Origin of the sequence: Cupriavidus cauae, assembly GCF_008632125.1 — a bacterium.
Classification (GTDB): domain Bacteria; phylum Pseudomonadota; class Gammaproteobacteria; order Burkholderiales; family Burkholderiaceae; genus Cupriavidus; species Cupriavidus cauae.
In genome coordinates this window covers 64633-88705 of sequence record NZ_VWRN01000014.1, presented here as the reverse complement: position 1 = coordinate 88705, position 24073 = coordinate 64633, and the positions used below count along the sequence as shown (strand labels likewise).

At 64.1% G+C, this 24073-nt stretch carries 20 protein-coding genes; 16 read left to right on the top strand and 4 right to left on the bottom strand.

The window, feature by feature from the left end:
• The first annotated feature begins 2 nt into the window (after window positions 1–2).
• The 13 genes from F1599_RS03210 (at window position 3) to F1599_RS03150 (ending at window position 12524) form a co-directional block, all read left to right on the top strand.
• Window positions 3–3200 (top strand): tape measure protein, encoded by a 3198-nt coding sequence (locus F1599_RS03210; RefSeq protein WP_053822748.1) that lies wholly within the window; start codon window positions 3–5, stop codon window positions 3198–3200.
• Window positions 3201–3202: 2 nt separating this feature from the next.
• Window positions 3203–4174: a hypothetical protein gene (locus tag F1599_RS03205; RefSeq protein ID WP_053822747.1), complete on the top strand. Its 972-nt coding sequence runs from the start codon at window positions 3203–3205 to the stop codon at window positions 4172–4174.
• Between the two features lie 7 nt (window positions 4175–4181).
• Window positions 4182–5324 (top strand): hypothetical protein, encoded by a 1143-nt coding sequence (locus F1599_RS03200; RefSeq protein ID WP_060784896.1) that lies wholly within the window; start codon window positions 4182–4184, stop codon window positions 5322–5324.
• Window positions 5325–7007, top strand: coding sequence for a hypothetical protein (locus F1599_RS03195; protein WP_144425851.1), 1683 nt, complete (start codon window positions 5325–5327; stop codon window positions 7005–7007). It begins immediately after the preceding gene.
• Window positions 7004–7807: a phage BR0599 family protein gene (locus F1599_RS03190; RefSeq protein WP_053822743.1), complete on the top strand. Its 804-nt coding sequence runs from the start codon at window positions 7004–7006 to the stop codon at window positions 7805–7807. Before F1599_RS03195 ends, F1599_RS03190 begins: the two co-directional genes overlap by 4 nt.
• A 9-nt stretch (window positions 7808–7816) precedes the next feature.
• Window positions 7817–8047 (top strand): hypothetical protein, encoded by a 231-nt coding sequence (locus F1599_RS03185; RefSeq protein WP_053822742.1) that lies wholly within the window; start codon window positions 7817–7819, stop codon window positions 8045–8047.
• Entirely contained in the window at window positions 8044–8256 is a 213-nt protein-coding gene (locus tag F1599_RS03180) for a hypothetical protein (protein WP_053822741.1), read from the top strand. The genes F1599_RS03185 and F1599_RS03180 overlap by 4 nt, the downstream gene beginning before the upstream one ends.
• Window positions 8253–10472 carry a phage tail protein gene (locus F1599_RS03175; RefSeq protein WP_104566653.1) on the top strand — a complete coding sequence of 740 codons (2220 nt, stop codon included), beginning with the start codon at window positions 8253–8255 and terminating at the stop codon, window positions 10470–10472. The genes F1599_RS03180 and F1599_RS03175 overlap by 4 nt, the downstream gene beginning before the upstream one ends.
• A 29-nt stretch (window positions 10473–10501) precedes the next feature.
• Entirely contained in the window at window positions 10502–10855 is a 354-nt protein-coding gene (locus F1599_RS03170) for a DUF2793 domain-containing protein (RefSeq protein WP_060784893.1), read from the top strand.
• A gap of 63 nt (window positions 10856–10918) precedes the next feature.
• Complete coding sequence (locus F1599_RS03165; RefSeq protein ID WP_060784892.1) at window positions 10919–11221, top strand: DUF6127 family protein; 303 nt, start codon at window positions 10919–10921, stop codon at window positions 11219–11221.
• Window positions 11218–11694 (top strand): hypothetical protein, encoded by a 477-nt coding sequence (locus tag F1599_RS03160; protein ID WP_053822739.1) that lies wholly within the window; start codon window positions 11218–11220, stop codon window positions 11692–11694. The genes F1599_RS03165 and F1599_RS03160 overlap by 4 nt, the downstream gene beginning before the upstream one ends.
• Window positions 11691–12155: a lysozyme gene (locus F1599_RS03155; protein WP_053822738.1), complete on the top strand. Its 465-nt coding sequence runs from the start codon at window positions 11691–11693 to the stop codon at window positions 12153–12155. Before F1599_RS03160 ends, F1599_RS03155 begins: the two co-directional genes overlap by 4 nt.
• A gap of 78 nt (window positions 12156–12233) precedes the next feature.
• The gene (locus F1599_RS03150; RefSeq protein ID WP_053822737.1) at window positions 12234–12524 is read left to right on the top strand and encodes a hypothetical protein; all 291 of its coding nucleotides are present in this window, start codon (window positions 12234–12236) and stop codon (window positions 12522–12524) included.
• A gap of 6 nt (window positions 12525–12530) precedes the next feature.
• Here F1599_RS03150 and F1599_RS03145 read toward each other — a convergent pair whose 3' ends face one another.
• The 4 genes from F1599_RS03145 to mads1 form a co-directional block, all read right to left on the bottom strand.
• Window positions 12531–15530: a type I restriction endonuclease subunit R gene (locus tag F1599_RS03145; RefSeq protein WP_053822736.1), complete on the bottom strand. Its 3000-nt coding sequence runs from the start codon at window positions 15528–15530 to the stop codon at window positions 12531–12533.
• The gene (locus F1599_RS03140; RefSeq protein ID WP_223819439.1) at window positions 15517–16836 is read right to left on the bottom strand and encodes a restriction endonuclease subunit S; all 1320 of its coding nucleotides are present in this window, start codon (window positions 16834–16836) and stop codon (window positions 15517–15519) included. Before F1599_RS03140 ends, F1599_RS03145 begins: the two co-directional genes overlap by 14 nt.
• A 77-nt stretch (window positions 16837–16913) precedes the next feature.
• Entirely contained in the window at window positions 16914–19286 is a 2373-nt protein-coding gene (locus F1599_RS03135) for a type I restriction-modification system subunit M (RefSeq protein WP_053822734.1), read from the bottom strand.
• Between the two features lie 44 nt (window positions 19287–19330).
• Window positions 19331–19534: a methylation-associated defense system helix-turn-helix domain-containing protein MAD1 gene (gene mads1, locus F1599_RS03130; protein WP_053822733.1), complete on the bottom strand. Its 204-nt coding sequence runs from the start codon at window positions 19532–19534 to the stop codon at window positions 19331–19333.
• A gap of 111 nt (window positions 19535–19645) precedes the next feature.
• Here mads1 and F1599_RS03125 point away from each other — a divergent pair, with 111 nt between their 5' ends.
• The 3 genes from F1599_RS03125 to F1599_RS03115 are packed head-to-tail and all read left to right on the top strand — an operon-like array spanning window position 19646 to window position 24011.
• Complete coding sequence (locus F1599_RS03125) at window positions 19646–20788, top strand: hypothetical protein (RefSeq protein WP_053822732.1); 1143 nt, start codon at window positions 19646–19648, stop codon at window positions 20786–20788.
• Window positions 20789–20799: 11 nt separating this feature from the next.
• Complete coding sequence (locus F1599_RS26580; RefSeq protein ID WP_053822731.1) at window positions 20800–22908, top strand: ATP-binding protein; 2109 nt, start codon at window positions 20800–20802, stop codon at window positions 22906–22908.
• Window positions 22905–24011 (top strand): DNA methyltransferase, encoded by a 1107-nt coding sequence (locus tag F1599_RS03115; protein WP_063392212.1) that lies wholly within the window; start codon window positions 22905–22907, stop codon window positions 24009–24011. The genes F1599_RS26580 and F1599_RS03115 overlap by 4 nt, the downstream gene beginning before the upstream one ends.
• Window positions 24012–24073 lie beyond the last annotated feature (62 nt).

The following is a 24073-nucleotide window of genomic DNA, read 5'->3' as shown; positions in this document are numbered from 1 at the left end:
CAATGGCGAATAATCGCGCGCAGATCCTCATCACCGCCGTCGATGAGACGCGACGCGCCTTCCAGTCCGTCCAGGGCAGCCTCTCGCGCCTGCGCAGCGAAGCAGGCCAGGTGGGAGAAGTCCTGTCCCGCATCGGCGGTGCCATCGGTGTGGGACTGGGTGTGCGCGAACTGGTCGAGGTCGCCGACCAGTACAAGAACCTGCAGGCGCGCCTGCGGCTCGCGGTCACCTCCCAGGAGGAGTTCAACCGCGCCGACGCGGCGTTGTTCGAGATCGCGCAGCGCAACCGCGCACCGCTCGCCGAAACCGTCACGCTCTACGCGCGGCTGGCGCCCTCGGTGCAGGCGCTGGGGCGTTCGCAGGCGGACGTGCTGGCGGCGACCGATGCCATCGGACAGGCCGTATCGCTCTCCGGCGCCTCCAGCGAGGCCGCGGCCGGGGCGCTGTTGCAGTTGGGCCAGGCCTTCGCCTCGGGACAACTGCGCGGCGAGGAATTCAATTCGGTCATCGAGCAGACACCGCGTCTGGCGCAGGCCATCGCCGATGGCATGGGCGTGCCGCTCGGCTCGCTGCGGGCCCTGGCGCAGGAAGGAAAGATCACGTCCAAGGCCGTGCTCGACGCCTTGCTCAAGCAGCGTGGCCGGCTCGCCGAGGAGTACGGCAGCCTGCCCGATACGGTGTCGGGTGCGCTCACCCGTCTCAAGAACGCCTTTCTGCGCGCCTTCGGCGAGCGCGACGCGAGCTCCGGCCTGACCGCAGGTCTGGCGCAGGCGATCCAACTCGTCGCCCAGCATCTCGAACTGCTGATCGATCTGGCGGGGGTCGTTCTGGTTACCGCCTTCGGCCGGATGGCGGGCGCCTTTGCCACCAGCATCGCCGCCGCCCGAGCGGAAGCGGCGGCGCGGCGTGCCAACCTGCGCACGCTGGAAGCCGAGGCGCTGGCACGGGTCCGCCTCGCCGATGCGGCCTTGGCCCAGGCGCGGGCGCAAGGCCTCGCCACCAGCGCACTGGTCGTCGATGCGGCAAAGGCCCGGCTGCAAGCCACCGCCGCCACCGGTGCCGTGACTCAGGCGGTGGCCTCCACGTCGCTGCTCGGTCGCGCGGCGGGTTTGTTGCGCGGGGTGCTGGCACTCCTGGGCGGCCCCATCGGCGTGATCGTGACCACGGTGACGCTTTTGGCCGGGGCCCTCTATTCGGCGCGCAACGCCGTGGTCGAGTTCGGCGGCAAGACCGCTTCGATCAAACAGATCATCAGCGCCACCTGGGACCTGGTGGTCGAGAAGGTCGGCGACGTCGTCAGCGCCCTGGGGCGGCTGGTCGGCGCCAACAATCTGAGCTGGGCGCGCGTCCGCGAGGTGATGGTCGATGCGCTCCGAGCCATCGGATCTGCCATTCGAACGATGGTCAATGTCGTCATCGGCGCCTTCAACGCGGTCGGCAGCGTCGTCGGCGTCACGGCTGCCTTCATGGTCGAGCGCTTTCGCAATGCCTTCTCCGACATCGGGGAACTGGCTAAGGCCTTGGGCCAGGACGTGGCAGCGGCCTTCAGCGGCGACTTCTCGATGCAGTCGCTGCGCGCCGCGCTCGGCCGCCAGCTCGGCGAGGTACGAGATTTCGGGCAGGAACTGGCGGGGGCCGTGCGCGATGCCGTGACGCGCGACTACGTCGGGGAGGTCGCACAGGCCATTGCCGGCCGCATCCGCTCCTCCGATAAGAACCAGCCTGGCGTATTCGGCCGTCCACAACCACCCGCCAAGCCGACACCCGACAAGGGGGTCGAGGCGGCCAAGCTCGAACTCGTGCAGGCGCAGGCCGAGGCCGAATTCAAGATCCTCAAGGATGCGCTGGATCGCCAGGCGCGCGAACTGGACGCGGCGCTCGAAGACCGGCTGATTTCGCTGAAAGACTACTACGCGGCCAAGACCCGGATCGAGCAGCAGGAGATCGATGCGGAAATCCGGCGCGTGCAGGTGTCGCTCTCGCAGCAGCAGCGGCTGGAAAAGACGGGCAAGGACGAGCCCGCACGCATCAAAGCGAAAGGAGAAGTCGCAAAGCTCGAGAGCGAGTTGACCGTCCTCAACCACAAGCGCGCGGACGTCGAGGTCGCCAATGCCCGCAAAGCCGTCCAGGCCGAGCGCGAGTTGCGCGAGGAGCTCGCCAAGGTGCGCGACGAACTGCTCGATCTCACGGGTGCGGCGACCAGCCAGGACCGGCGCGCAGCCATCGAGCGGCAGTACCAGCCCCTGATCGAGCGGCTCCGTGCCGAGGGCGACACCGAAGGGGCGGCCACCGTCGGTCGGCTGATCGACGTCAAAGCATCGGCCGCCGACCTCGCCGAGTACGAGCGCCAGTTCAACGACACGCTCGCGCGGATGCGTGCGTCTGAAGAGTCGATCAATCTGCAGCGTCAGTCCGGGCTCCTCACGGAATCCCAGGCCCGCCAGCAGATCCTTGCGCTGCACCGGCAGACCGGCCAATCGCTCGATGCTCTGCTGCCGCAGTTGGAGGCTACCGCCACAGCCATTGGCCCGGACGCCGTCGCCCGGGTGCAAGCGTGGAAGAACGAGATCGCGCAGGTGAAGTTGGTCGTCGACGACGTGGCGGTGGCCATCGACGGCGCGGTGCAGGATGGTTTCGCGCAACTGTTCCAGGACATCGGCAGCGGCGCCAAGTCGGCCAAGGACGCATTCGCGGATTTCGGGCGATCCGTGCTGCAGACGATCAACCGCATCGCCTCGCAGAAACTGGCCGAAGCCTTGTTCGGCAGCCTGATGGGCGGTGGCACGGCAGGCAGTGCCGGAGGCTTGGGCGCGTTGATCTCGTCGTTCTTCGGCTTTGCCTCCGGGGGCTACGTGACCGGTCCTGGCACATCGACCAGCGACTCCATCCCGGCGCGCCTCTCCCACGGCGAGTACGTGGTCAATGCCCACGCGGTGAGCCGGCTCGGGTTGTCGTTCCTGGATGCCATCAACGGCTTGTCTGCCGGGCCCCGTGTGGCTGGTGGTCGTCTGGCCTTTGCCGCTGGCGGCCTCGTGCCGGAAGCCCCCGCGCAGCCAGCCCCGGGTCAGAACATCCGCATCGTCAATGTCATCGACCCGGCGATGGCGGCCGACTACCTCAACAGCAGCGCCGGCGAGCGCGTGGTGATGAACCTCATCCAGCGCAATGCCGCCTCCGTTCGCAACATCCTTGGAAGATAAGAATGGCCTGGACTTCTGGCACCGCAACCAATGCCGCCGACCTGTTCAACAAGCTGATCACGTTTCTGACCTCCGACGCGACCCTGGTCGCCGGGGGCGAAGCCTGGACGCTGTTACGCCGTGACACCTTCACGCTTGACGCGAAGCGGGATCTGGCCGAACTGCGGGGCCCAGGTTCCTCGGCGGGCGATGCGATCTACGTGCAGGTTTGCCTGTTCGCCGACGGTGCGGCACCCGCGTATTCGATCCGGGTGCTCGGGTCACAGTCCTGGCAAAGCATCGTTTCGATCAACACACCCGAGGGCCAGCCGGGCAGCCTGCTCTCGGGCGCCGGTTCGCTGGGCATCGTGCCGAGGATGCCGCTCTTCAACAGCGCGATCAGCTACTGGTTCGTCGCCAACGGCCGGCGCTTCATCGTGGTGGCGAAGTCCTCGGCGTATTGGGGCGCGCTCTACGCGGGCTTCATCCTGCCTTACGGCACCCCGGCCCAATATCCGTACCCGCTATTCATCGGGGCCAACACGTCGCGCGGCGACAACTACCAGAGTTCGGATCTCGACATCGCGGGCAGCGCCTTCTGGCGCAACGATGGTGAATACGGCAGCTACAGCGCGGCGCTCCTGCAACCGAGCGGCGGCTGGGTCGGCACCAACCGCTTCGATACGACCTACACCGGTCGCGCCTGGCCCTGGGCGATGTCGTTGGAGACCAGGAAAAACAGCGCCGGGCGCTACGACCTGGGCAATCTCACGCAGTTGCCGAGCGGCGCGAGCCCGCTGCTGCCGGCGATCCTCTATGACTGCGCGACGACTCGTCCGTTCTCGATATGGGGCGAGCTGCAAGGCGTGTTTGCCGTGCCGGGCTTCGGAGTGGCCGCTGGCGACACCGTGACCGTGGCCGGCAAATCCCATCTGGTCGTGCAGGCGGCGACTTCCACCAACGCGGCGCGCTTTGCCGCCATCCAACTCGCTTGAGGCGATCATGGCTTACATCACCGGTGCGTCGGCCGACATCAACACGCTGCTGACTGCCATCAAGAATTTCGCGGTCGCCAACGGCTGGACGGCCAATGCAACCGACACCTTTACGCTGACCTTTCCGACCTATGGATCGAATGGTGGCGCCACTCACGCCGGCACGACGTCGATGATTTCCTCGGTCAGTGGCTCCGATGCGTACAAGAACCAGTCGGAAACGAGCCTCGTCGCGAACCGGGTCGTGCTGACCAAGAACGGCTTGTCCTACCAGCTGTTCGCGGTCAACAAGAAGCTCTACAAGAACGGCGTCAATGGCACCTACGCCTGCCTGGAGGCCTGGGTGTGCGACGGCTTCGCTGCCGGCACGGCCGCCAACCTGCAGACCAACAACCGAAAGTTCGTGATGGTAGGTCCCTTGGCCACCTCACTCTATGCCTACCACCTGTTTTCCAACGGCGACTTCGTGCACGTGGTGATCGAGGAAACGCCGGGCCGATTCCGCCACCTGTCGTTCGGCTTCATCAACAAATACGGCGCCTTTGCCGGGGGCCAGTATCTGACCGCAGGATGCCCCATCGAATCGTTCACGACCACGGCCTACGCCTTCAACAGCTCGAATCAGATGGTCCCGTTCGGATCGAACGGCCAAGGGCTGTCGCGATCGGCGCTCGCGTCGAACGGTTATCCCGGTACCTACGTCCGAGCCGACATCGACGGCTGGACGGTCGGCTGGCGCCTGCTTTCGACCGGTGTCTGGGATACGGCCAACCTGGATGCCTACGGCTGCACGACCTATTCCAACTCGGTGAACAACCGCGCAGGCTATATCTCGGGGGGACCCCAGGTTTCCTTCCACACCCTGGCACACGATCTGGCCTACCACTGCTCCCCGCAGAGCTACAACGGCCTGGCACCGATGATGCCCTGCTACGTGGGCGTCAATCGCACGCCCTACGTCGGCACCTGGACGCTGCTCGGTGAATTCCCCGATGTGCGCTTCCTGAACATCTCCAATTTCAACCCGGGCGACGAACTGACCCTCGGCACCGACGTATGGAAGATCTTCCCGCTGTGGAACAAGGCCTACACGCTCGGGGCAGAACCGATCAGCTACGACTACGGCTTGGCTTACCGCAAGGTGGTGTGAATGCCTGACTTTGTCGGAGCCTTCACGTCAGGCATTCTGGGCGGTGCAGCGGCCGCAGGAATGAACGCCCTGTGGGACAACGGTCGGCCCGGGTATTACGAGCCGGCCACCGCCGTTGCCGCCATCGTCGGTGCGATGGGTGCCATCGCGAGCGGCCAGCCATCGCCCGAGGCCCTGATCGAGCGGGCCGGCGCACACTGCGGTTCGTTCTCGGACGACTACTACCACCGGATCTACCTGTCGCCGTCCCGGATCGAGTTCGGCAACCTCGTCATCCCCACGACCCGTACCGTCGAAATCTGGAACGCGTTCCTGGACCCGGTCACGATCTTCCTGCTCGATGGCGATACCGAGGGGCTGTCCCTGGGCTTCTTCCCGCCAGCGAGGATGCGAGCACTGGAGGACATCTTCTACGAGGTCACGGCCACCCTCGACGGCCCGAGCTTTGTCGACACGCTGCTGACGCTGCATTTTTCCGCCGGCGGCACCCGCGACCTGGCGATCAGCTACGGCCGGGTGCTGGTCATGGGCCTGCTGCACGATTGGCAAGGCGGCTTCACCGAGCGCCTGGAATGGCTCACCGACGTGCTGACGATGCGCGATGGCGGCGAGCAGCGGGTGCGGCTGCGAGCCGATCCCCGGCGCTCGTTCGAGTTCGACGTGCTGGAGTACGGCAACGGCGGGCAGCTGGACCTCTTGATGAACGTCTGGCAGTCGCGCGTCTATGCCGTGCCGGTGTGGACCGACAAGGCCTGGCTTGCGGCCGCCATCCATCCCGGCGACACGGTGCTGGCCGTGAATACCACTGACATGGACTATCACCCCGGTGGGCTCGCCATCGTCGGCTCAAGCGCTGGCGCCAGCGAGGCCCTCGAAGTTCTGTCCCTGACCGCCGGAACGATCACGCTCAAGCGCCCGACGTTGGGGAACTGGTCCGCAGGCTCCTGGATCGCCCCGGCCCGGCTGGGACGGTTACCCGCCCAGCAGACCGTCACCCGGCCAACGGCGGCAATCTCCCAGGCCAAACTGCGCTTCGAGCTGGAGGACCTGGCCTCGCCGGTGACGGCGATCAGTTCGCCGATCCAGTACCGAGGCTACGACACGCTGCTGCAGCACCCGAACCGGGTCGAGGACGTCAGCATCGACTATCAGCGACTCGCCGATGTGTTCGACGTTGAGACCGGCACGCCTGCGGTGATCGACATCCCGAATCGTCCCCTCATCGTGCGCCGCCACCAGTACCTGCTACCGGATCGCGCCCGGCTCACTGCGATGCGGGGCTGGCTCGCCGCCCGCGCCGGCCGGCAGGTGCCTTTCTGGGTGCCGACCTGGGAGCGTGGCCTCGAAGTCGCCCAGCCCTTCGCCCTGGATGCCACGGAAATTCTGGTCCAGGGCCGGGGCTTCGCCACCTACTACCAGGCCATGCCCGGCCGGCGGGACGTGGCCTTCCTGCACAACGACGGCACCTGGTTCTTGCGCAGCATCACCGGGTTCGAGTTCGTGGACGGGGTGGTGGAACGGATGCGGATCGACGCCGCGCTGGGACGGGCCTGCGTGCCGTCCGATTTCCGGATCGTCTGCTTCCTGGAACTGGCACGACTGGAGAGCGATGCCGTGGAATTTTTCTTCGAAACGGATCGTGTGGTTCGGGTGACTTTGCCTATTCGGAGCATCAACGGATGACCTATCAGAACATTGAGGCGAGCGTCCATTCCGGGCAGCCGGTCGAGTTGTACCGGTTCACGCTGGGCACGACCGTCTGGCGCTACACGTCGGCGCGGGATGCCGTGACCTACAATGGCGAGCCGTACATCCCGGCGCCGATCCGGCGCTCGGAGATCGAGCAGACGCAGGAATTCGGCCGCGCGATGCTCAATCTCGAAGCAGCGCTCGACATCGGCGTGGTGCAGTCCTTCATCGTGACCCCGCCCGATGGCGTGCTGTCACTCACCATCTTTCGCCAGCACCTGTCCGACCCGGGGACGGAATTCATCACTTGGTGGAAAGGGCGCGTCGTGTCGGTGGTGTTCGGCGGCATCACGGTGCAGATGCGCTGCGAACCGATTTTCACGACGCTCAAGCGTTCGGGGCGGCGGGCGAACTACCAGATCAACTGCCGTCATCCGCTCTACCACGGCGGCTGCAAGGTCAACGCGGCCGATTACAAAACGGCCGGCATCGTCGAGAGCGTGGCGGGGCTGGAGGTGACTGCGTCCGTCTTTCTGCCCAAGCCGATTGCCTGGTTTGTCGGCGGACGCCTCATGGCCGCCGGGGCGCAACGGATGATCGTCGCCAGCTCCGGCGGCGCGGTGACCCTCTCGGCGCCGATCCCCGGCCTGAAAGCCGGCGACGCCTTCGAGGCGTATCCGGGCTGCGACCACACGCTCGCGACCTGCGCCGCCAAGTTTGGCAACCAGCTGAACTACGGCGGTTTCCCCTACATCCCGGTGAAGAACCCCTTCACCGGCGACGCCATCGTTTGAGGCTTTTCCATGTGGCAATACCTGATCGTGTGGGTGATCACGACGGTCCTGTCGTCGCTGCTCGCCCCCAAGCCCAAGACCACCACGCCGCAGCCCGGCGATGTCGATGCGCCGGTCGCCGCGACCGACAGCCCGATCCCGGTGTTGTTCGGCACGCGGACGATCAAGCAGCCGAACTGCGTCTGGTTCGGCGACGTGCGCACGGCGCCGATCAAGACCAAGGGAGGCGGCAAGAAATGAGCGAACCCCGCATTGCTACCCATCTCGATGCCAAGGCGCTCGGCTACTGCAACGCTGGTCTGCGCCGATGGTTTCCGCGTGACGGCGTGACTTTCGATGATTTTCGCCGGCAAGGCGTGAGCACCGACTGGCTGCGCGCCACCGGGGACGCGATGGCGATCCGGCTGGCCGAGCACGTGGAGCGGGCCGAAACGGGAGCCAAGGCATGAGCGGCGGCAAAGGCAGCAAGAGCGTCACGGTCGGCTACCGCTACTACGCGGGGATGCATCTGACGCTGTGCCACGGTCCGGTCGATTCGCTCAACAAGATTGTCGTCGGCGAGCGCACGGCGTGGTCGGGGTCGATGACGTCTAGCGGCCAGATCACCATCAATCAGCCCGACCTGTTCGGCGGTGACGACCGTGAGGGCGGTATCGTCGGCGCCGTGGACCTGGTGATGGGCAATGCGGCGGACGGCCAGAACGACTATCTCGTGGCCAAGCTGGGAACCAATGTGCCAGCTTTCCGGGGCGTGGTGTCGCTGGTGCTACGTCAGCCGCAACTGTCGGCGATGAACCCCTACATCAAGCCCTGGAGCGCGGAACTCACGCGGATCATCCGCCGATCCGACGGCTCGCCGCAGTGGTACTCGGACAAGGCCGCCATCGCGGGCGACATGAATCCGGCGCACATCATTTATGAGTGCCTGACCGACCGCACCTGGGGCCGGGGCTACAGCTCGGCAGAGATCGACGACGCCTCCTTCCGTGCCGCTGCCGACACGCTCTATGCCGAGAATTTCGGGCTGTCGATCCTGTGGGATCAGCAACAGGACATCGAGGCCTTCATCGAACGCATCCTGCAGCACATCGACGGTTCGATCTACGTGAGCCCCCGCACCGGCCTGTTCACCTTGAAGCTGACCCGCGACGACTACGATCCGGCGACGCTGCTGGAGCTGAACCAGACCAACGTGATCCGGCTGGAGTCTTTCGAGCGCACCTTGCCGGAGGAGCTGATCAATCAGGTCACACTGTCCTACCACGACCGCACGACCGACAAGAGCGTGTCGATCTCGGTGCAGGACATCGCCGGCATCGAGCGATCCCTGGGGGAAATCAAGGACGCCAAGGTCAGCTACGAGGGCGTGGCCAACGGCGCCTTAGCCGCACGCCTCGCGATGCGGGATCTGCGCCAGCTTTCGTCCACTCTGGCGAAGATCACGCTGGTGGCCAACCGCACGGCCGCCAGCCTCAACATCGGCGACGTGTTCAGACTCTCCTGGCCCGAGCTGCGGATCGAGCAACTGATCCTTCGGGTCGCGCAGATCAGCTACGGGACGCTGGCCGACGGCCGGGTGCGGATCACCTGCGTCGAGGACGTGTTCGGCCTGCCCGATGCCGTCTATCTCGCACCCGCCGAGAGCGGCTGGGTCGATCCCCGGCAAGCGCCTATCGCCGCGAATTTCGTGTCAGTGAGCGAACTGCCGTACTGGACGATTGTTCACGAGCTGACCGGCGAGTCGGCCGCCGCCCAGGCCGAGATTGATCCGAATGGCGGGTTCCTGTCCGTGTCGGCGGTGCGCCCCTCGGATGCGGCGATCAACTACGCGGTGCTGACTCGGCAGGGATCGGCGGCCTTCGAGAAGATCGGTGTGGGGGACTTCATCCCGTCCTGTGTGCTCGCCAATGACATCGGGCAAACCGAGACGGTGCTGAACGTCCTCTACGGGGTCGACCTGGATCTGGTCACGCTCAATACCTACGCGCAGGTCGGCAGCGAGTTGGTCGCCGTGAACGCGGTCAATGTGGCCGCCGGCACGGTGACGGTGGATCGGGGCGTGTTGGACACAGTGCCGGCGAAGCATTCAGCGGGTGCGCGGCTGTACTTCGTCGAAGACGGGCAGTTTTACAACACGAGCCAGTACCTGAGCGGTGAGATGGTGCAGACCAAGGTGCTGCCCGCCACCGGGATGGGTGTTCTGGCAGAGGCGTCGGCGCCGACGATCAGCTACACCTTTGCCAAGCGGCAGATCCGCCCCTATCCGCCGGGGAAGTTTCGGGTCAACAACCTCGATTACAGCGTCAGCTACATCACCGGGGAGGTAACGGTCAGCTGGGCCCACCGCAGCCGGGTGCTGCAGACCGCCTATCTAGTGGCGCAAGGCGAAGCGAATATCGGGCCGGAGCCAGGCACGACCTACACCGTGCGGATTTATGGCGAGGCGGGGACGCTCAAGCACACGGAAACAGGGCTGACCGGCACGAGCTGGACCTATCCGATGGCCACCGAAATCGCCGAGAGCGGCCTAAATCGCCCCCATGAAAAACTGACCGTCAAGGTCGAGGCAGTGCGCGACGGCCACATCAGCTGGCAGGCCCAGCAAATCGACATCCCCGAGTGCCGGGGCTACGGGATGTTCTATGGGGCAAGTTATGGGGAATGACCCCACCACAATCCATTGGAGAGAATGACATGGCAGCTCTGCAAGGCCCGAACTTGGGCGTGAACTACGGCTGGGCCGCCCGCGAGTCGGGCTGGAACACGGGGATGGACGCCAACCTGAAGCTGCTCGATGCGGTGCTGCAGCTGTCGGTGAAGTCGCGCGCGCAAGCCACGCCGCCGGCCTCGCCCGCCAACGGCGACCGCTACATCGTGGCGGCCAATCCCACCGGTGCCTGGGCCGGAAAAGCCGGCCAGATTGCCGTCCGCATCGATGCGGGGTGGTCGTTCTATGCTCCGAAGATCGGCTGGACCTGCTTCATCGAGGACGAGGGCGTGCTCTCAGTCTACAAGGCCTCCGGCTGGAGCCCTGGCCTCGCCTTCTGATCATTACTTTCGCCCACCTGAAACCCGCCCTCGAGGCGGGTTTCGCATTTCTGGAGACCACCCATGACTGAACCTGACAGCAAACCAGCGCTCGTCGAGAACATGCTCCTGCTGCGCAAGGAGGACTTCGACGAACTGCTCGACCGTGCCGCCGAACGCGGAGCCGAGCGTTGCCTCGCCCATCTCGGCCTGGAAAACGGCCACGCGGCGCGCGACATCCGCGAGCTGCGTGATCTGCTGGATGCGTGGCGCGATGCCCGGCGCACCGCGTGGCAAACCTTCATCAAAGTGGTCACCACCGGCATCCTGGCCGCGCTGCTGGTCGGTGCCGCCATCAAACTCAAACTGATGGGAGGCCCCCAATGATCGAGACTCTGCTTGGCGGCCTCCTCGGCGGCGCCTTCCGTCTCGCGCCGGAAATCCTGAAATGGCTCGACCGCAAGGGCGAGCGCGGCCACGAACTGGCGATGCAGGACAAGGCACTGGAGTTCGAGAAGCTGCGCGGCGCGCAGCGGATGGCCGAGATCGGCGCGAGCGCGGATGCGGCGTGGAACGTCGGTGCCATCGAGACGCTGCGCGAAGCCGTGCGCACGCAGGGAGAGAAAACCGGCGTGCGTTGGGCCGACGCGCTGTCGTGCAGCGTGCGGCCCGTGATCACCTACTGGTTCATGGCGTTGTACTGCGCGGCCAAGACGGCGGCGTTCGCGGCCGCCGTGACTGCCGGCACGGGATGGGGCTTGGCCGTCCTGCACGCGTGGACAGAGGCCGACCAGGCGCTGTGGGCCGGGGTGCTGAACTTCTGGTTTTTGGGTCGCGTGTTCGACCGGGTGCGGCCGTGATCGAGGTGCCGCAATCGGCCATCGATCTGGCCAAGCGCTTCGAGGGCTTCCACCGCGTTCCGAAAGCCGATCCGGGCCGCGCGTATCCGTACATCTGCCCGGCGGGGTATTGGACGATTGGCTTCGGCCACCTCTGCGATGCCCAGCACCCGCCGATCACCGAGGACGAAGCGGAAGCGTATCTCGCCCTCGACCTGAACACGGCGCTGGCCGCCACGCTGCGCTATTGCCCGGTATTGGCCTCCGAACCCGAAGGGCGGTTGGCGGCCATCGTGGATTTCACATTCAACCTCGGTGGTGGGCGCTTGCAGACCTCGACGCTGCGGCGGCGGATCAACCAGCGGGACTGGCCCGCCGCCGCGACGGAGCTGCGGCGCTGGATCTATGGCGGCGGCAAGGTGCTCCCCGGCCTTGTATCGCGTCGGGAAGCTGAGGCCGTTTGGCTCCTTTGCAATGCCTGAAAACGAGCAGTTCGCAAGCGCTTGGCTTCACGCCGAAACAGCGCGTTCATGTCATCTCCTTGATTTCTGGAGTGCGCTGTGAACCCACGATTCAAGAAGGCCATCATCGACGACGTCACCGCCGCGAATGTCGACGAATCCTTGCAAGCCCATCTTCTCGATCTCTTCGAGTACGCCATGAAGTCCGTCGCTCCAACGCTGATCCGAGAGGCGCGGTTTGACACCAGCGATTTCGGCACGGCCTGCCAGCACGGCGGCGACGGCTTCGCCATGCTGCTCAGCCGGGCCCATGCCAATTCCCGCGATGCATGGTTTGGCGCGTTCCAGCGCGGCGACCAACGACTTGATGTGGTCGGGCACCTTGAGTGAACAGATTCACGCGCTGCCCTGCGGCGGCGCGGGCGGTGTTGCACCGGGGCGATAGGTCGAATCGAACACCATGTCCGCCAGCCAGCGTTTGAAGTTCGGGTTGTCGCTGAACTGCTTGAAGAGTTCCGTGTGGTCGTCCAGCAGCTCCAACACCACGCGATTGAGCGCCTTGTCGTGCTCCAGCCGCGCGTTCTGTTTGCCCGAGTTGGCCTGCGCGTTCTGGTAGGCCTTGTCCTGCGCGACGCGCGCCGGAATCTCTTCGGTGACGACCTTGCGAATGTTGTCGGCGTCATGCCACTCGATGTTGCCGAACAGGTCGTTGAACTGCTTGATGATGTTCGACAAACGATCCAGTTCCGGCTCGCCGCCACCTCCGCCACCACCGGGCGGTGGAGGTTCGACCAAGGCATCGGTGTCGTCCATGGCCATGCGCATCGAGGCCTGCGCCTGCGCGCGGTAGCTGTCCATGTCGATGGCCTCCAGCACACCCTTGGACAGGTCTTCCTCTTTGGGCGCGGGCAGCTTCGGAATCAGGAAGTTCAGGAAGATCGACAGCTTCTCCCAGGCCGGGTGACCGTAGGGCAGGATGGCCGAAAGGAACGAATAGCTGCGGACGAAGGCCTTCGCCTTGCCCTTGAACTTCACTTGGTCGTCCTCCGAGAGCTTTTCGACGTACTCGGCGACGCACGCATCTAGGATCGGGTCGAGCCGGTCGCGCTCGGCGCCGCCCAGGTACTGCGCAACGAGGTCTTCGACCTGCTGCCAGCTGTAGACCTGCTGTGCGTCCAGGTCGCTCTTCAGGTCGTGGAGCTTGTTCGGGTCAGTCTCCCCCTCCTGGATCGTGGCGCGGTAGTACTCCTGAAACGCCGCCTTCACGGCCTCCGCGTTGTCGGCGAAGTCGAGCACGAAGGTGTCGGCCTTCTGCGGGTGCGCCCGGTTCAAGCGCGAGAGCGTCTGCACCGCCAGCACGCCGGCCAGCGGCTTGTCCACGTACATCGTGTGCAGCAGCGGCTCGTCGAAACCGGTGACAAACTTGTTGGCGACGATCAGGAAACGATACGGCTCCTGCCTGAGCTTGGCCGGAATGTCCTTGCTCGGAAACCCGTTGAGATCGGCCTCGGTCTTCTTCGAGCCGCCCACCTCGAACTCGCCAGAATACGCCACGATGGCCTTGTACGGACTCTTGATCTCGGTGAGGTAGTCCGACACCTCGCGGAAGTAGTCGATGGCCCGGGCGATGCCATTGCAGACGATCATCGCGCGGGCTTTGCCGCCGATCTTCTTGGCGCCGATCACCTGTTCGGCAAAGTGATCGACCATGATCTCGGCCTTGCGGCGGATGGCCTTGTCGTGGGACTCCACGTAGCGCCGGATCTTCTTCAGCGCCTTGGCCTTGTCCACCTCCGGGTCGTGCTCGACGGTCTTGGCGACGTGGTAGAAGCTCGACACCGGCGTGTAGTTGGCGATCACGTCGAGGATGAAGCCCTCCTGGATCGCCTGCTTGGTGGTGTAGGTGAGCTCCTCGGGCGAACGGAATTGCACCGTGTCGCCCACCACCTGGCGCTCGCCGAAAAGCTCCAGGGTCTTCGTCTTGGGCGTGGCCGTGAAGGCGTAATAGCTGGCGTTGCCCAGCATCCTTCGGGATTCGATCAAGGCGTTGACCTTGTCCTCGACCGACTCCTCTTCTTCCTCGGCGCCCTCTGCCGCCTGGCTGGAGAGCGCCAGATGCATCTTGGCCGTGGTCTTGCCGCCCTGGCTGGAATGCGCCTCGTCGATTAGCAGCGCGAACTTCTTGTCACCAAGGTCCCCCAGTTCGTCCAGGATGAACGGGAACTTCTGCACCGTGGTGACGATGATCTTCTTGCCCCGGCGCAGGAAGGTGCGCAGCTCGTCGGCGCTTTCCGAATGACCGTAGATCGAAGCCACGTGGTCGTAGGCCTTGATGGTGCGGGCGATCTGCGCATCCAGCGCGCGGCGGTCGGTGATGACGATGACCGAGTCGAACTGCGCCTGTGTGTTGTCCGCCGCCGTCTTCAGCTCCACCAGCTGGTGTGCCAGCCAGGCAATCGTGTTGCTCTTGCCGCTGCCGGCCGAGTGCTGGATCAGGTAGCGCTTGCCCACGCCGTCGGCGCGCGAACGGCGCAGCAGCGCGCGCACGGTGCGCAACTGGTGGAAGCGGGGAAAAATCTGCTTGCGCGTCCTGCGTTTGCGGCCATTGGTGTCTTCCTCTTCCTCCTCGATGACCTGCGCGTAGTTCTCGATGATGTTGGCCAGCGACTCCTTGGCCAGCACCTGCTTCCACAGGTAGTCGGTCCTCAGGCCATTCGGGTTCGGCGGGTTGCCCGCGCCGCTGTTCCAACCCTGGTTGAAGGGCAGAAACCAGGAGGTCTTGCCGGTCAGGTGGGTGCAGAAGCGCACCTCGGCATCGTCCACCGCCACGTGGGCGATGCAGCGGCCCAGCTGGAACAGCAGTTCGGCCGGGTTGCGGTCGGTCTGGTACTGCACCACGGCGTCCGCCACGGTCTGCTTGGTCAGTGAGTTCTTCAACTCGAAGGTGAGCACCGGCAGGCCGTTGATAAACACCACCATGTCCAGCGCACGCTGAGACTCGTCGTTGCTGTACCGCACCTGGCGGGTGACGCTGAAGAGGTTCTTGCCGAAGGCCTCGGTGGCGGCCGCATTGCCCGGCGTGGGCAGCAGCTTGTAGAGATCGACGTGTACCGGCCCGTGGCCCACACCTTTGCGCAGCACGTCCACCACCCCGCGCTTGGCGATCTCGCCTTGCAGCCGGTGCAGAAACTGGGTGCGCTGGATGCCATCGGCGTCCAGGTTCAGCGTTTCGACGGCCTTCGGCTGCGTGGCCCGCAAGAAGGCGAGCAACTGGGTCAGGTCCAGCGCCACGTCGCGGTGGTAGTCCGCGGCATGGCCCTGCACGTAGCCGCAGGCGACCAGATCGCGCACGATCAGGGCTTCGAGACCTTTTTCGCTGGTGTCAGTTGTCGCCATCGGCTTCCTCCTCGTCGCTGTTGCCAGCCTCGTCGTCGCCCAAGGCAGCCAGTTCCTCGTCGCTCGCCACATCGTCCGGGCCGGGCTGCCATCCGCGCACATCGATTTGGCCGGTGACCACGTCGGCAATGAGACGGTCGCGGTATTCGCGGATCAGCTTGATTTCCTGCTCGGCGCGGGCGATGGCTTCGTCCAGCGGCGCACTCTCGGTCTTGATGTGCGCAACGATGTCCTGCTGCTCATTCACGGTTGGCGGCAACGCCACAGGGAAGCGCCCCAGCACAGTTTCTGCGATGGCGGGATATGCGATGCCGATGGAATTGGCCGTCACCCGGTTCACGAAGGCGTTGCTCTGGATGACGTAACCGAGGTACTCCGGCTCCACACTGTTGCTGGGTGTGAGCACCGCGAAACCGGTGGATGCGATCAGGTCTTCTGCGTCCTCACTGACATACCAGATGGCCTTCAGGTAAGTCCGCACAGTCGAGATAATGGTGTCGCCTCGGCGCAGGACGCGACGCGCTCGGGACGGCGCAGCCTCGAAGCGGATGCGCTCAAGTTCCTTCGCCAAGCGCCCGGTTCCTACCGAGCCGATGTCCACGTAGCGGAACTCGAAGTCGGGGTCTGTTTTCTCGCCGAGCGTTCTGGCGTTAAGGCGTGCCCACCGTTTCAGTGGCTTCACCTCCCAATGCGCTGGCACCTCGCCCAGCCATGCGATGCCGGAGGGTTTGAGCGGCGCGGCGGGGTTCAGGCCGCGCGTGACGGCGCGGTCGATGATGGCGAGCTTCTGTTCGGTGAGCAGCTCGATGAGCTTGCGCTTGGCGCGGATGAAGCGGGCGATGTGCGCGTCCTGCGCGCGCAGGTAGGCGACGATCTGGTCTTGCTCGGGGCGCGGAGGCACAAGCGAGGGCATCTGTTTGAAGGACTCCCAATACAGCCGGTTGCGGTCAGCCACGATGCCACGCGAGAACTTGTTGACCTCCTGCATGTAGGCTGCTGTGCGGAACAGGTAGCTGCAGTAGTGGCTGTTCGCCTCGTCGTAGGGCCTCACCACGACATAGGCCGGGCTGACCAAGCCGTCGGCAGGAGCGGGGCCGACCGCGCCTTGCCACATGCGCATCATGTTGTAGGCAATGTCGCCCTTGCACGCGCGCTTGTATTTCTCCTTCTGGCTCATCATCTGCTTGCGCTTCAGGTTGTCCATGTCCCGGACGCGAACGCCTGTGCGCAGCGACACCTCCAGAATCGGCAACTCAGGAAAACCCGTTTCCACACGGTGGCTGAACAGCCGACCATTGCGCAGCACTTGCCAGTCAGCGGGCACCCTGGGAGCCCATGGCAGGCCAGAGTCGCGGTAGCACGGATACGCGCTGCCCGCCGCCATCACACCGCCCCCACGATCTTCTTCAGCAAACCCTCGCTCTGCTGCTCCAGCGCGAGGATGTCGGCGCGGATTTCGGCCAGTGTGCGCAGCGGCGCGGGCTTGTAGAAGTAGCGGGCGAAGGAAATTTCGTAGCCGATCTGGGTCTTGCTCCGGTCGATCCAGGCATCCGGGGCGTGGGGCAGCACCTCGCGCTCGAAAAACGCCTCGATGCCGCCGGGCTCCTTGAGCGGCACCTGCTCGGTGTCGCGCAGCTCCGGGTCGGGCTCGTACTCGACCAGGAAGCGATCCTTGCCAACGACCTCCAAATACCTGCCGTCAAAGCCCTGCTCGAAGTGCCCGTCCATTTTCAGCTTGGTGCGCTTGGCAATCACCGGCGGCGCCGATTCGTCGCGCCAGCTCACGGCCTTGAAGATCGCCTTCTTTTCGGCGGCGGTCGGTTTCTTGTCGTGTGCGGCCATGGCGGCGTCGAAGCGCTTGCGGAACACGTTGTGGTCGTCGAAGACGCCGTCGCCCAGCTCCTGCCGAGCCAGTAGCGCCAGTTCCAGCAGCGCCTTGTCGCGTTGCCACGTCGTGGCATCGAGCAGCTTCTTGCGGCGCTTCTCGGGCACTGCCTTCTTTGCGGGCGTGCCCTCGTCCTCATCGCCCTCCAATTCGTCTTCTTCTTCCCCAGTATCGCCCTTCAGCCAGGCTTCGATTTCGGGCTTGAGCTTGGCGAACCGGGTGTAGAGCGCATCGCCATACCGGGCCCAAAGCTCGGCGCGCAGCGCCTCATCGCCGCTGGCAAAGCGCAGGCTCTCGATGGCGCTGCGCTTGAGCTGGCTCTTCAAGCGCAGCGGGCGTTCGACGGTGATCTTCCAGTAGCCGAAGTCGGCGTTGTCGAACCATTTGCATTCGGGTGTGTCTTGCGGCTGCCCGAGGTAGAGGTCCAGAATGCGCTGGATGTCGGCCTCGGCGAGCTCGCAATTCTTCTTGCCCAGGTTGCGGCGCAGCGGCGCAAACCATTTGCTGGCGTCGATCAACTGCACGCGGCCCTTGCGGTGCTCGGCCTTGCGGTTGGCGAGCACCCAGATGTAGGTGGCGATGCCGGTGTTATAGAAGATGTTGAGCGGCAGCGCGATGATGGCTTCGAGCCAGTCGTTCTCGATCACCCAACGGCGGATGTTGCTTTCGCCCTGGCCGGCGTCGCCAGTGAACAGGGCCGAGCCGTTGTGGACGATGGCGATGCGGCTGCCCAGGGGTGAGTTCTTCTTCATCTTCTGCAGCTTGTTCACGAGGAACATGAGCTGCCCGTCGCTGGTGCGGGTGATGAGCCGGAACTCGGGGGCGCCGCCGTGGCTCACGATGAAGCGCGGGTCGGAAAAGCCCTGCTTGCCGCCCATGCGCTCCAGATCGGTCTTCCAGCTCTTGCCGTAGGGCGGGTTGGAGATCATGAAGTCGAACTCGCGGGCGCGGAACTGGTCGGCCGAGAGGGTGGACTTGTCCGCGCCGCCGACGATGTGCTCGGCCTCGTCGCCCTCGCCCTTCAAGAGCAGATCGGCCTTGCAGATGGCGTAGGTTTCGGGATTGATCTCCTGCCCGAAGAGATGGATGGAAACTTCCTTGCCGTGCTCCTCGGCCAACTCCTGAAGCGTCTCCTCCGCGACGGTCAACATGCCCCCGGTGCCGCAGGCGCCGTCATAGAGCAGGTAGGTGCCGGACTGGATTTGGTCGGCGACGGGCAGGAACAGCAGCTTGGCCATGAGCTTGACCACGTCGCGCGGTGTGAAGTGCTCGCCAGCCTCCTCGTTGTTTTCTTCGTTGAAGCGACGGATGAGTTCCTCGAACACGGTGCCCATGCCGTGGTTGTCCAGCGCGGGCAGCTTGATGCGGCCGTCGGCGTCCTTGACCGGCAACGGCGACAGGTTGATGTCCGGGTCGAGAAAGTCCTCGATCAGATAGCCCAGCACATGGGCATCGACCAGGGTCTGGATCTGGTCGCGAAACTTGAACTTGGTGAGGATCTCCTGGACGTTGGGCGAAAAGCCGTCGAGGTAGGCGATGAAGTCTTCGCGCAGGCGCTGGCCCTGGCTTGCGGCCTTGAGCTTGGCCAGCGTGAATTCGGACGTGTTGTAGAAGGCCTGGCCGGCGGCCATGCGCAAGGCCCCGTCCTGCTCGGCGACCTTGTTCGTGTCGAGGAAGCGTTTGCGCTCCAGCACCTTCTGCTTGGTCGGCTCCAGCACCGCATCTAGCCGCCGCAATACCGTGAAGGGCAGGATGACGTCGCGGTACTTGCCGCGCACGTACACGTCGCGCAGGCGGTCATCCGCGATGTTCCAGATGAAGTCGGAGATCCATTTGATCTGGCTTTGGTCTTGTACTTTTCCGCTGTTCATATCGTCATGTTCTGTTCGCGCGGCACGGGCTGGGCTTGGGCATGTCAATCCTTATGGCCTTGCCGCCCCCCTTCGGTCTGCTCCGTGATCCACAGGTCGATTTCCTGGCGCCGGAAGCGCCAGGTGCCCCCGACTTTGAATGCCGGGATCTTCTTGGCCGCTGCCAGGCGGTACACCGTGCGCTTGCCCACCTTGAGGTAGGCCGCCACTTCATCGAGCGTGAATATCTCTGCCGCGTCGTCTGTCATCGCTGTTTCACCCGGTGCCGAAAGTAGGCCGGCATGGTGGTAATCTTGGCTAGGATACGGCAAAATCGTGCAATCTTGAACAGCTAACCGATTTACTTGGCAGGAGGGGGGATGATCGACCCGGCAAGCCAGGCCCAACTGAAGGAGGCCATCGCGGACTGCATCGGCACCGACCAAGGGGTGCTGGATGCGCTGCGGGAAGAGATTCGCCCGCTGAAAAGCGCCACACGCCGCATTCAGCCGCGCGCGACGACGTCCATCTCGCTGGTCGGCACCGATGGCGGAAACAACCAGCTCCAGTTCGACCCCTTTCTGATCCAGCTGGTCCGGGTGGTGGACAGCAGTAACAACGAGTACTGCTTGGAGGCCGTCTCGCCCACCACACCGGTTCAGAAGCTCAATGAGCGTCAGTTCGGGTCGGACGGGTCGGCGCGCACAGCCTTGGGCGAGATGATGGCTTTTTTGGGCGTCGACAACCTGCCGGCGCTCTCTCACATGATTCGACCGACCGACAAGGGCAAGCCGGTCTCTCCCAGCTGGGTGCAGGTCTACCGGGAGCTGGTCGAGTGGGCCATCTTGTTCGCGATCCTGAAGAAGGACTTTGGCACCGATACCTTGATCGTTTGCGACGGCCTGCTGCGCAGCAAGGTCTTCGCCAAGGATCGGTTCCAGCGGCTGCTCCAAGGCATGAAGGAGCGTATCGACGCGCAGTGGAACAAGAGCCGTCGTCGGGTGTACCTCGCTGGTGTGGCCAAGCACAGCAAGGTGCTTTCGCGGTATCGGCTCGCCATGGCCCTGGAAGGCGTGCTTCAAACTGACTACCCGGCCTACGTGGAAGTGCCGCGTGAAGTGGAGGAGAAGGCCTACGTCTGGTCGGAGTTCGCGCGAGGAGATGACCGCGCTGATGATGGCGGGGAGACCAACAAGTTTGTCGGCGGCAAGATGTTCTTGGTGAAATTCGGGTCGCACCGGCGTGACCCGGTGTGGCCGGTTGACGTCTTTGTTCCGCAAGTTGGCGATGCTCAGACCATCCTCGGCTCGATGCTGGCTGACGCGATCAACGGCTTTCCGGTGCCGCACTATCCGCGTTGCCTGCAGAAGGCCCATGAAAACGCAGCCCTGGTCGATTTCGATTTCGACATCCTGCAGGACTTCATTTACGAAGGTGTGCGATCGAGTCTTGGCGGTGACGCCGGGACCCTGGACGCGTTTCAGCTACAGGACGCTGACCCAGCCCAACGCCGGTACGGATAAGGAAGCACAACATGGCAGAAATTCAACTCTTTCCCAGGGAGCAGGTCGTCGGCATCTTCCGGGGCTTCCAGCAAGGCGGCATGGAGTTCCACGCCGACCTGGTATTGCCGTACCGGAACGAGTTCCAGAACATCCCGATGCACGGGCAGTTCCTCCTTGTCCAATTGGAGACGCCCGATGAGGCCGTGCTGGGACGCATCGCCTCCTTCTCCTCGGAGGGCAAACTGTCTTTCGGCTCCGGCGAGGAATTCAATATCCGCGCAGTCCGCGAGGAGCGGCCGATCCCCGAGGATCTGCGCGAGCAATACCTCAAGTACCGGGTCAACATTCGCGTGCTGGGCGTGCTGCGAAAGAATGGCAAGGGGCTGACGTTCGTCCCCTCGCATCGCCGGCTTCCCCATGTAGGCAGCAAGGTGGCCTTCCCGAGCGATGAGGTGCTGCGCGAGATCGCCGGCCACAACATCGACGGAGCTCCCATCGGCCATCTCGCCTTCGGCGAGTACATCTACGCCGCGGGCAGCAAGTCCTTCCAATCGCAGGAATGGATGCAGGTCGTAGACCCGGAGGTGCTGGTCCGCTTCCCCATCGAGTCGCTTGTGTCTCGCCGCAGCTTCATCTTTGCCCGCGCGGGCTTCGGCAAGTCCAATCTCAACAAGCTGCTTTTCTCGAAGCTCTACGAGACGACACCCTTCGTCACCAAGCGTGCCGGCAAGCAAGTTCCCGTAGGCACGGTGATCTTCGATCCGGATGGCGAGTATTTCTGGCCCGATGACAAAGGCCGCCCAGGTCTCTGCGATGTCCCGGCGCTGGAGGACAAGGTCGTCGTCTTTACGGACAGGAGGAATCCAAGTCCCTTCTACCAGTCGTTCGTGGCGGGCGGCATCAAACTGGACATCCGGCGCTTGCGCCCAGGCGATGTGATCTCGATCGCGCTCGGACCCGAGCGCCAGGAGCAGCAGAACGTTCGCAAGCTACGCGGTCTTCCGCAAGACCGGTGGGAGTCGCTGGTCAACCTGATCGACACCAACGGGAATACCACGCCGCTGGACGACATTTGTGGGCTGCTCGACCTTGACCCCCAGCGGCAAGAGGCCGAGGCCTTGGCGGCCCGAGGCAACATGACAGCGATCGTGAAGATGCTGCATGACAAGAGCAGCCAGCTCATGGACATGCTGGTTCACGCGTTGTCCGAGGGGAAGCTGTGCGTCATCGACGTGTCCCAGATGCGTGGCGGTCAGTCATTGGTGCTATCGGGGTTGATTCTTCGCCGGATCTTCGACCGCAACCAACAGGAATTCACCGCAGCCGACCCGAAGACGATTCCGACGATTGCCGTCGTCGAAGAAGCGCAGTCGGTGCTGAACGAGAACGCCCCGGCTGCCGAGCCCTACGTCGCTTGGGTAAAGGAGGGCCGCAAATACGACCTCGGCGCGCTGTTGATTACCCAGCAGCCGGGCAGCATCCCTGTCGAGATTCTCAGCCAGGGCGACAACTGGTTCATCTTCCATCTGCTGTCGGCAGCGGATCTCACCTCACTGAAACGGGCCAATGCCCATTTCAGCGACGACTTGCTGAGCTCGCTGCTCAATGAGCCCATCCCGGGCCAGGGTGTGTTTTGGAGCTCAGTGGGAGGCAAGCCTTACCCGGTCAGCCTTCGCGCCTTGTCCTTCGAGAAGATGTTCTCGATGCGCGATCATGACTACAACCAGCCTGCGGGCAATACCTATGCGCAAACCCTGCGCAGCACTTTCTCCGGGATGAGGCAGATGGCGGCCCGTGTCCCGGAAGCCGAGGGCACCGGCGGCTTGTTTCCAGCGGAGACGGAGCATGAAGAAGCCGACTCCGTGGATGTCATGGCAGCCATTGAGCGGCGCGCTATCGAAGCTCTGCAGGGAAACGACGACCTTCGCCAGAAACTCGAATCCCAAAATGGCATGCCATGGTATGGGGTTCAACAGTTCCTGATCGACCACTTGCCGGAGCACTTGGAGGACCGCCGTCAGTTTGCGTACAACTTGGTCTCGAAGGCCATGAACGCAGTGTTTGGACCACAACCCACAGCGTGGGAGACCTTCAAGAACCCAGGCACAGGAAAGACGTGGATAAGAGTCAGAAAATGACCGTTAACTTTCAGCGTGGCGATACCGCCCTGAATGGAATTTGTCCGTACTTCACGATGTTCCCGCTCGATTTTCCGCTGAACATACTGCAGCGGAAAGCGCGCCCGGGTGATGTCGTGCTTGATCCATTCTGTGGCCGGGGCACCACCAATTTCGCGGCGCGTCTGGTCGGCCTCCGTTCCCTTGGGGTGGATTCCAGTCCGGTTGCCGCAGCCATTACGGCTTCCAAGCTCGCGACAGCCACCGTCGAAGACATCCTTGCCGAAGCGCGCAAGATTCTGACCGAACGTGAGGCGCACCGCATCCCGACCGGTGAGTTTTGGCAATGGGCATTTCACTCCACCGTGCTGGATTCGCTGTGTCGGTTCCGGGAGGCATTTCTGGAGGACTGCGCCACGGACGCGCGCATCGCGCTGCGCGGCATTGTGCTGGGTGCCCTGCATGGCCCGAAGCAGAAGACCTTCCCGAGCTACTTCTCCAACCAATGCCCCCGCACCTACGCTCCCAAGCCTGCCTATGCGACACGCTTCTGGCAAGGGCGGGGACTTGTGCCCGAGCCTATCGACGTGTTGGCCGTGATCGAACGCCGGGCGAAGCGCTACTTCGGAACGTCTTCCGACATCACGGGCGCCGTGCGATTGGCAGACAGCCGCGAGGCGGGAGCGCTCCACCCGAACACTGCGGGCACTCGGTTCGACTGGGTGATCACCTCGCCGCCGTACTACGGGATGCGGACCTACATTCCCGACCAGTGGCTGCGCAACTGGTTCGTCGGCGGTCCCGACGCTGTTGACTACAGCAATCGCGATCAGGTCGTACATTCCAGTCCCGAGGACTTCGCAGCTGATCTGCGCCGGGTGTGGCGGAACGCGGAAGAGGTGTGCGCCGAAGATGCAAGAATGGTCATTCGATTCGGCGGCATCACGGACAGGCGCGCCGACCCGCTGGACCTCATCAAGAGCTCTCTCGGTGACAGCGGCTGGCGCATCACCACGATCAGGGAGGCAGGCTCCGCCACCGAAGGCAAGCGCCAGGCAGATGCCTTCCTTCGCACCAAGTCCAAACCGATGGTCGAGTACGACGTTTGGGCGACCAGACAGTAGCCTGTGGCCCGGGTTGCCTTGAGCTTCCCAGCTTTCACTTTTCTGCCCGCCCGGGTCGAAGA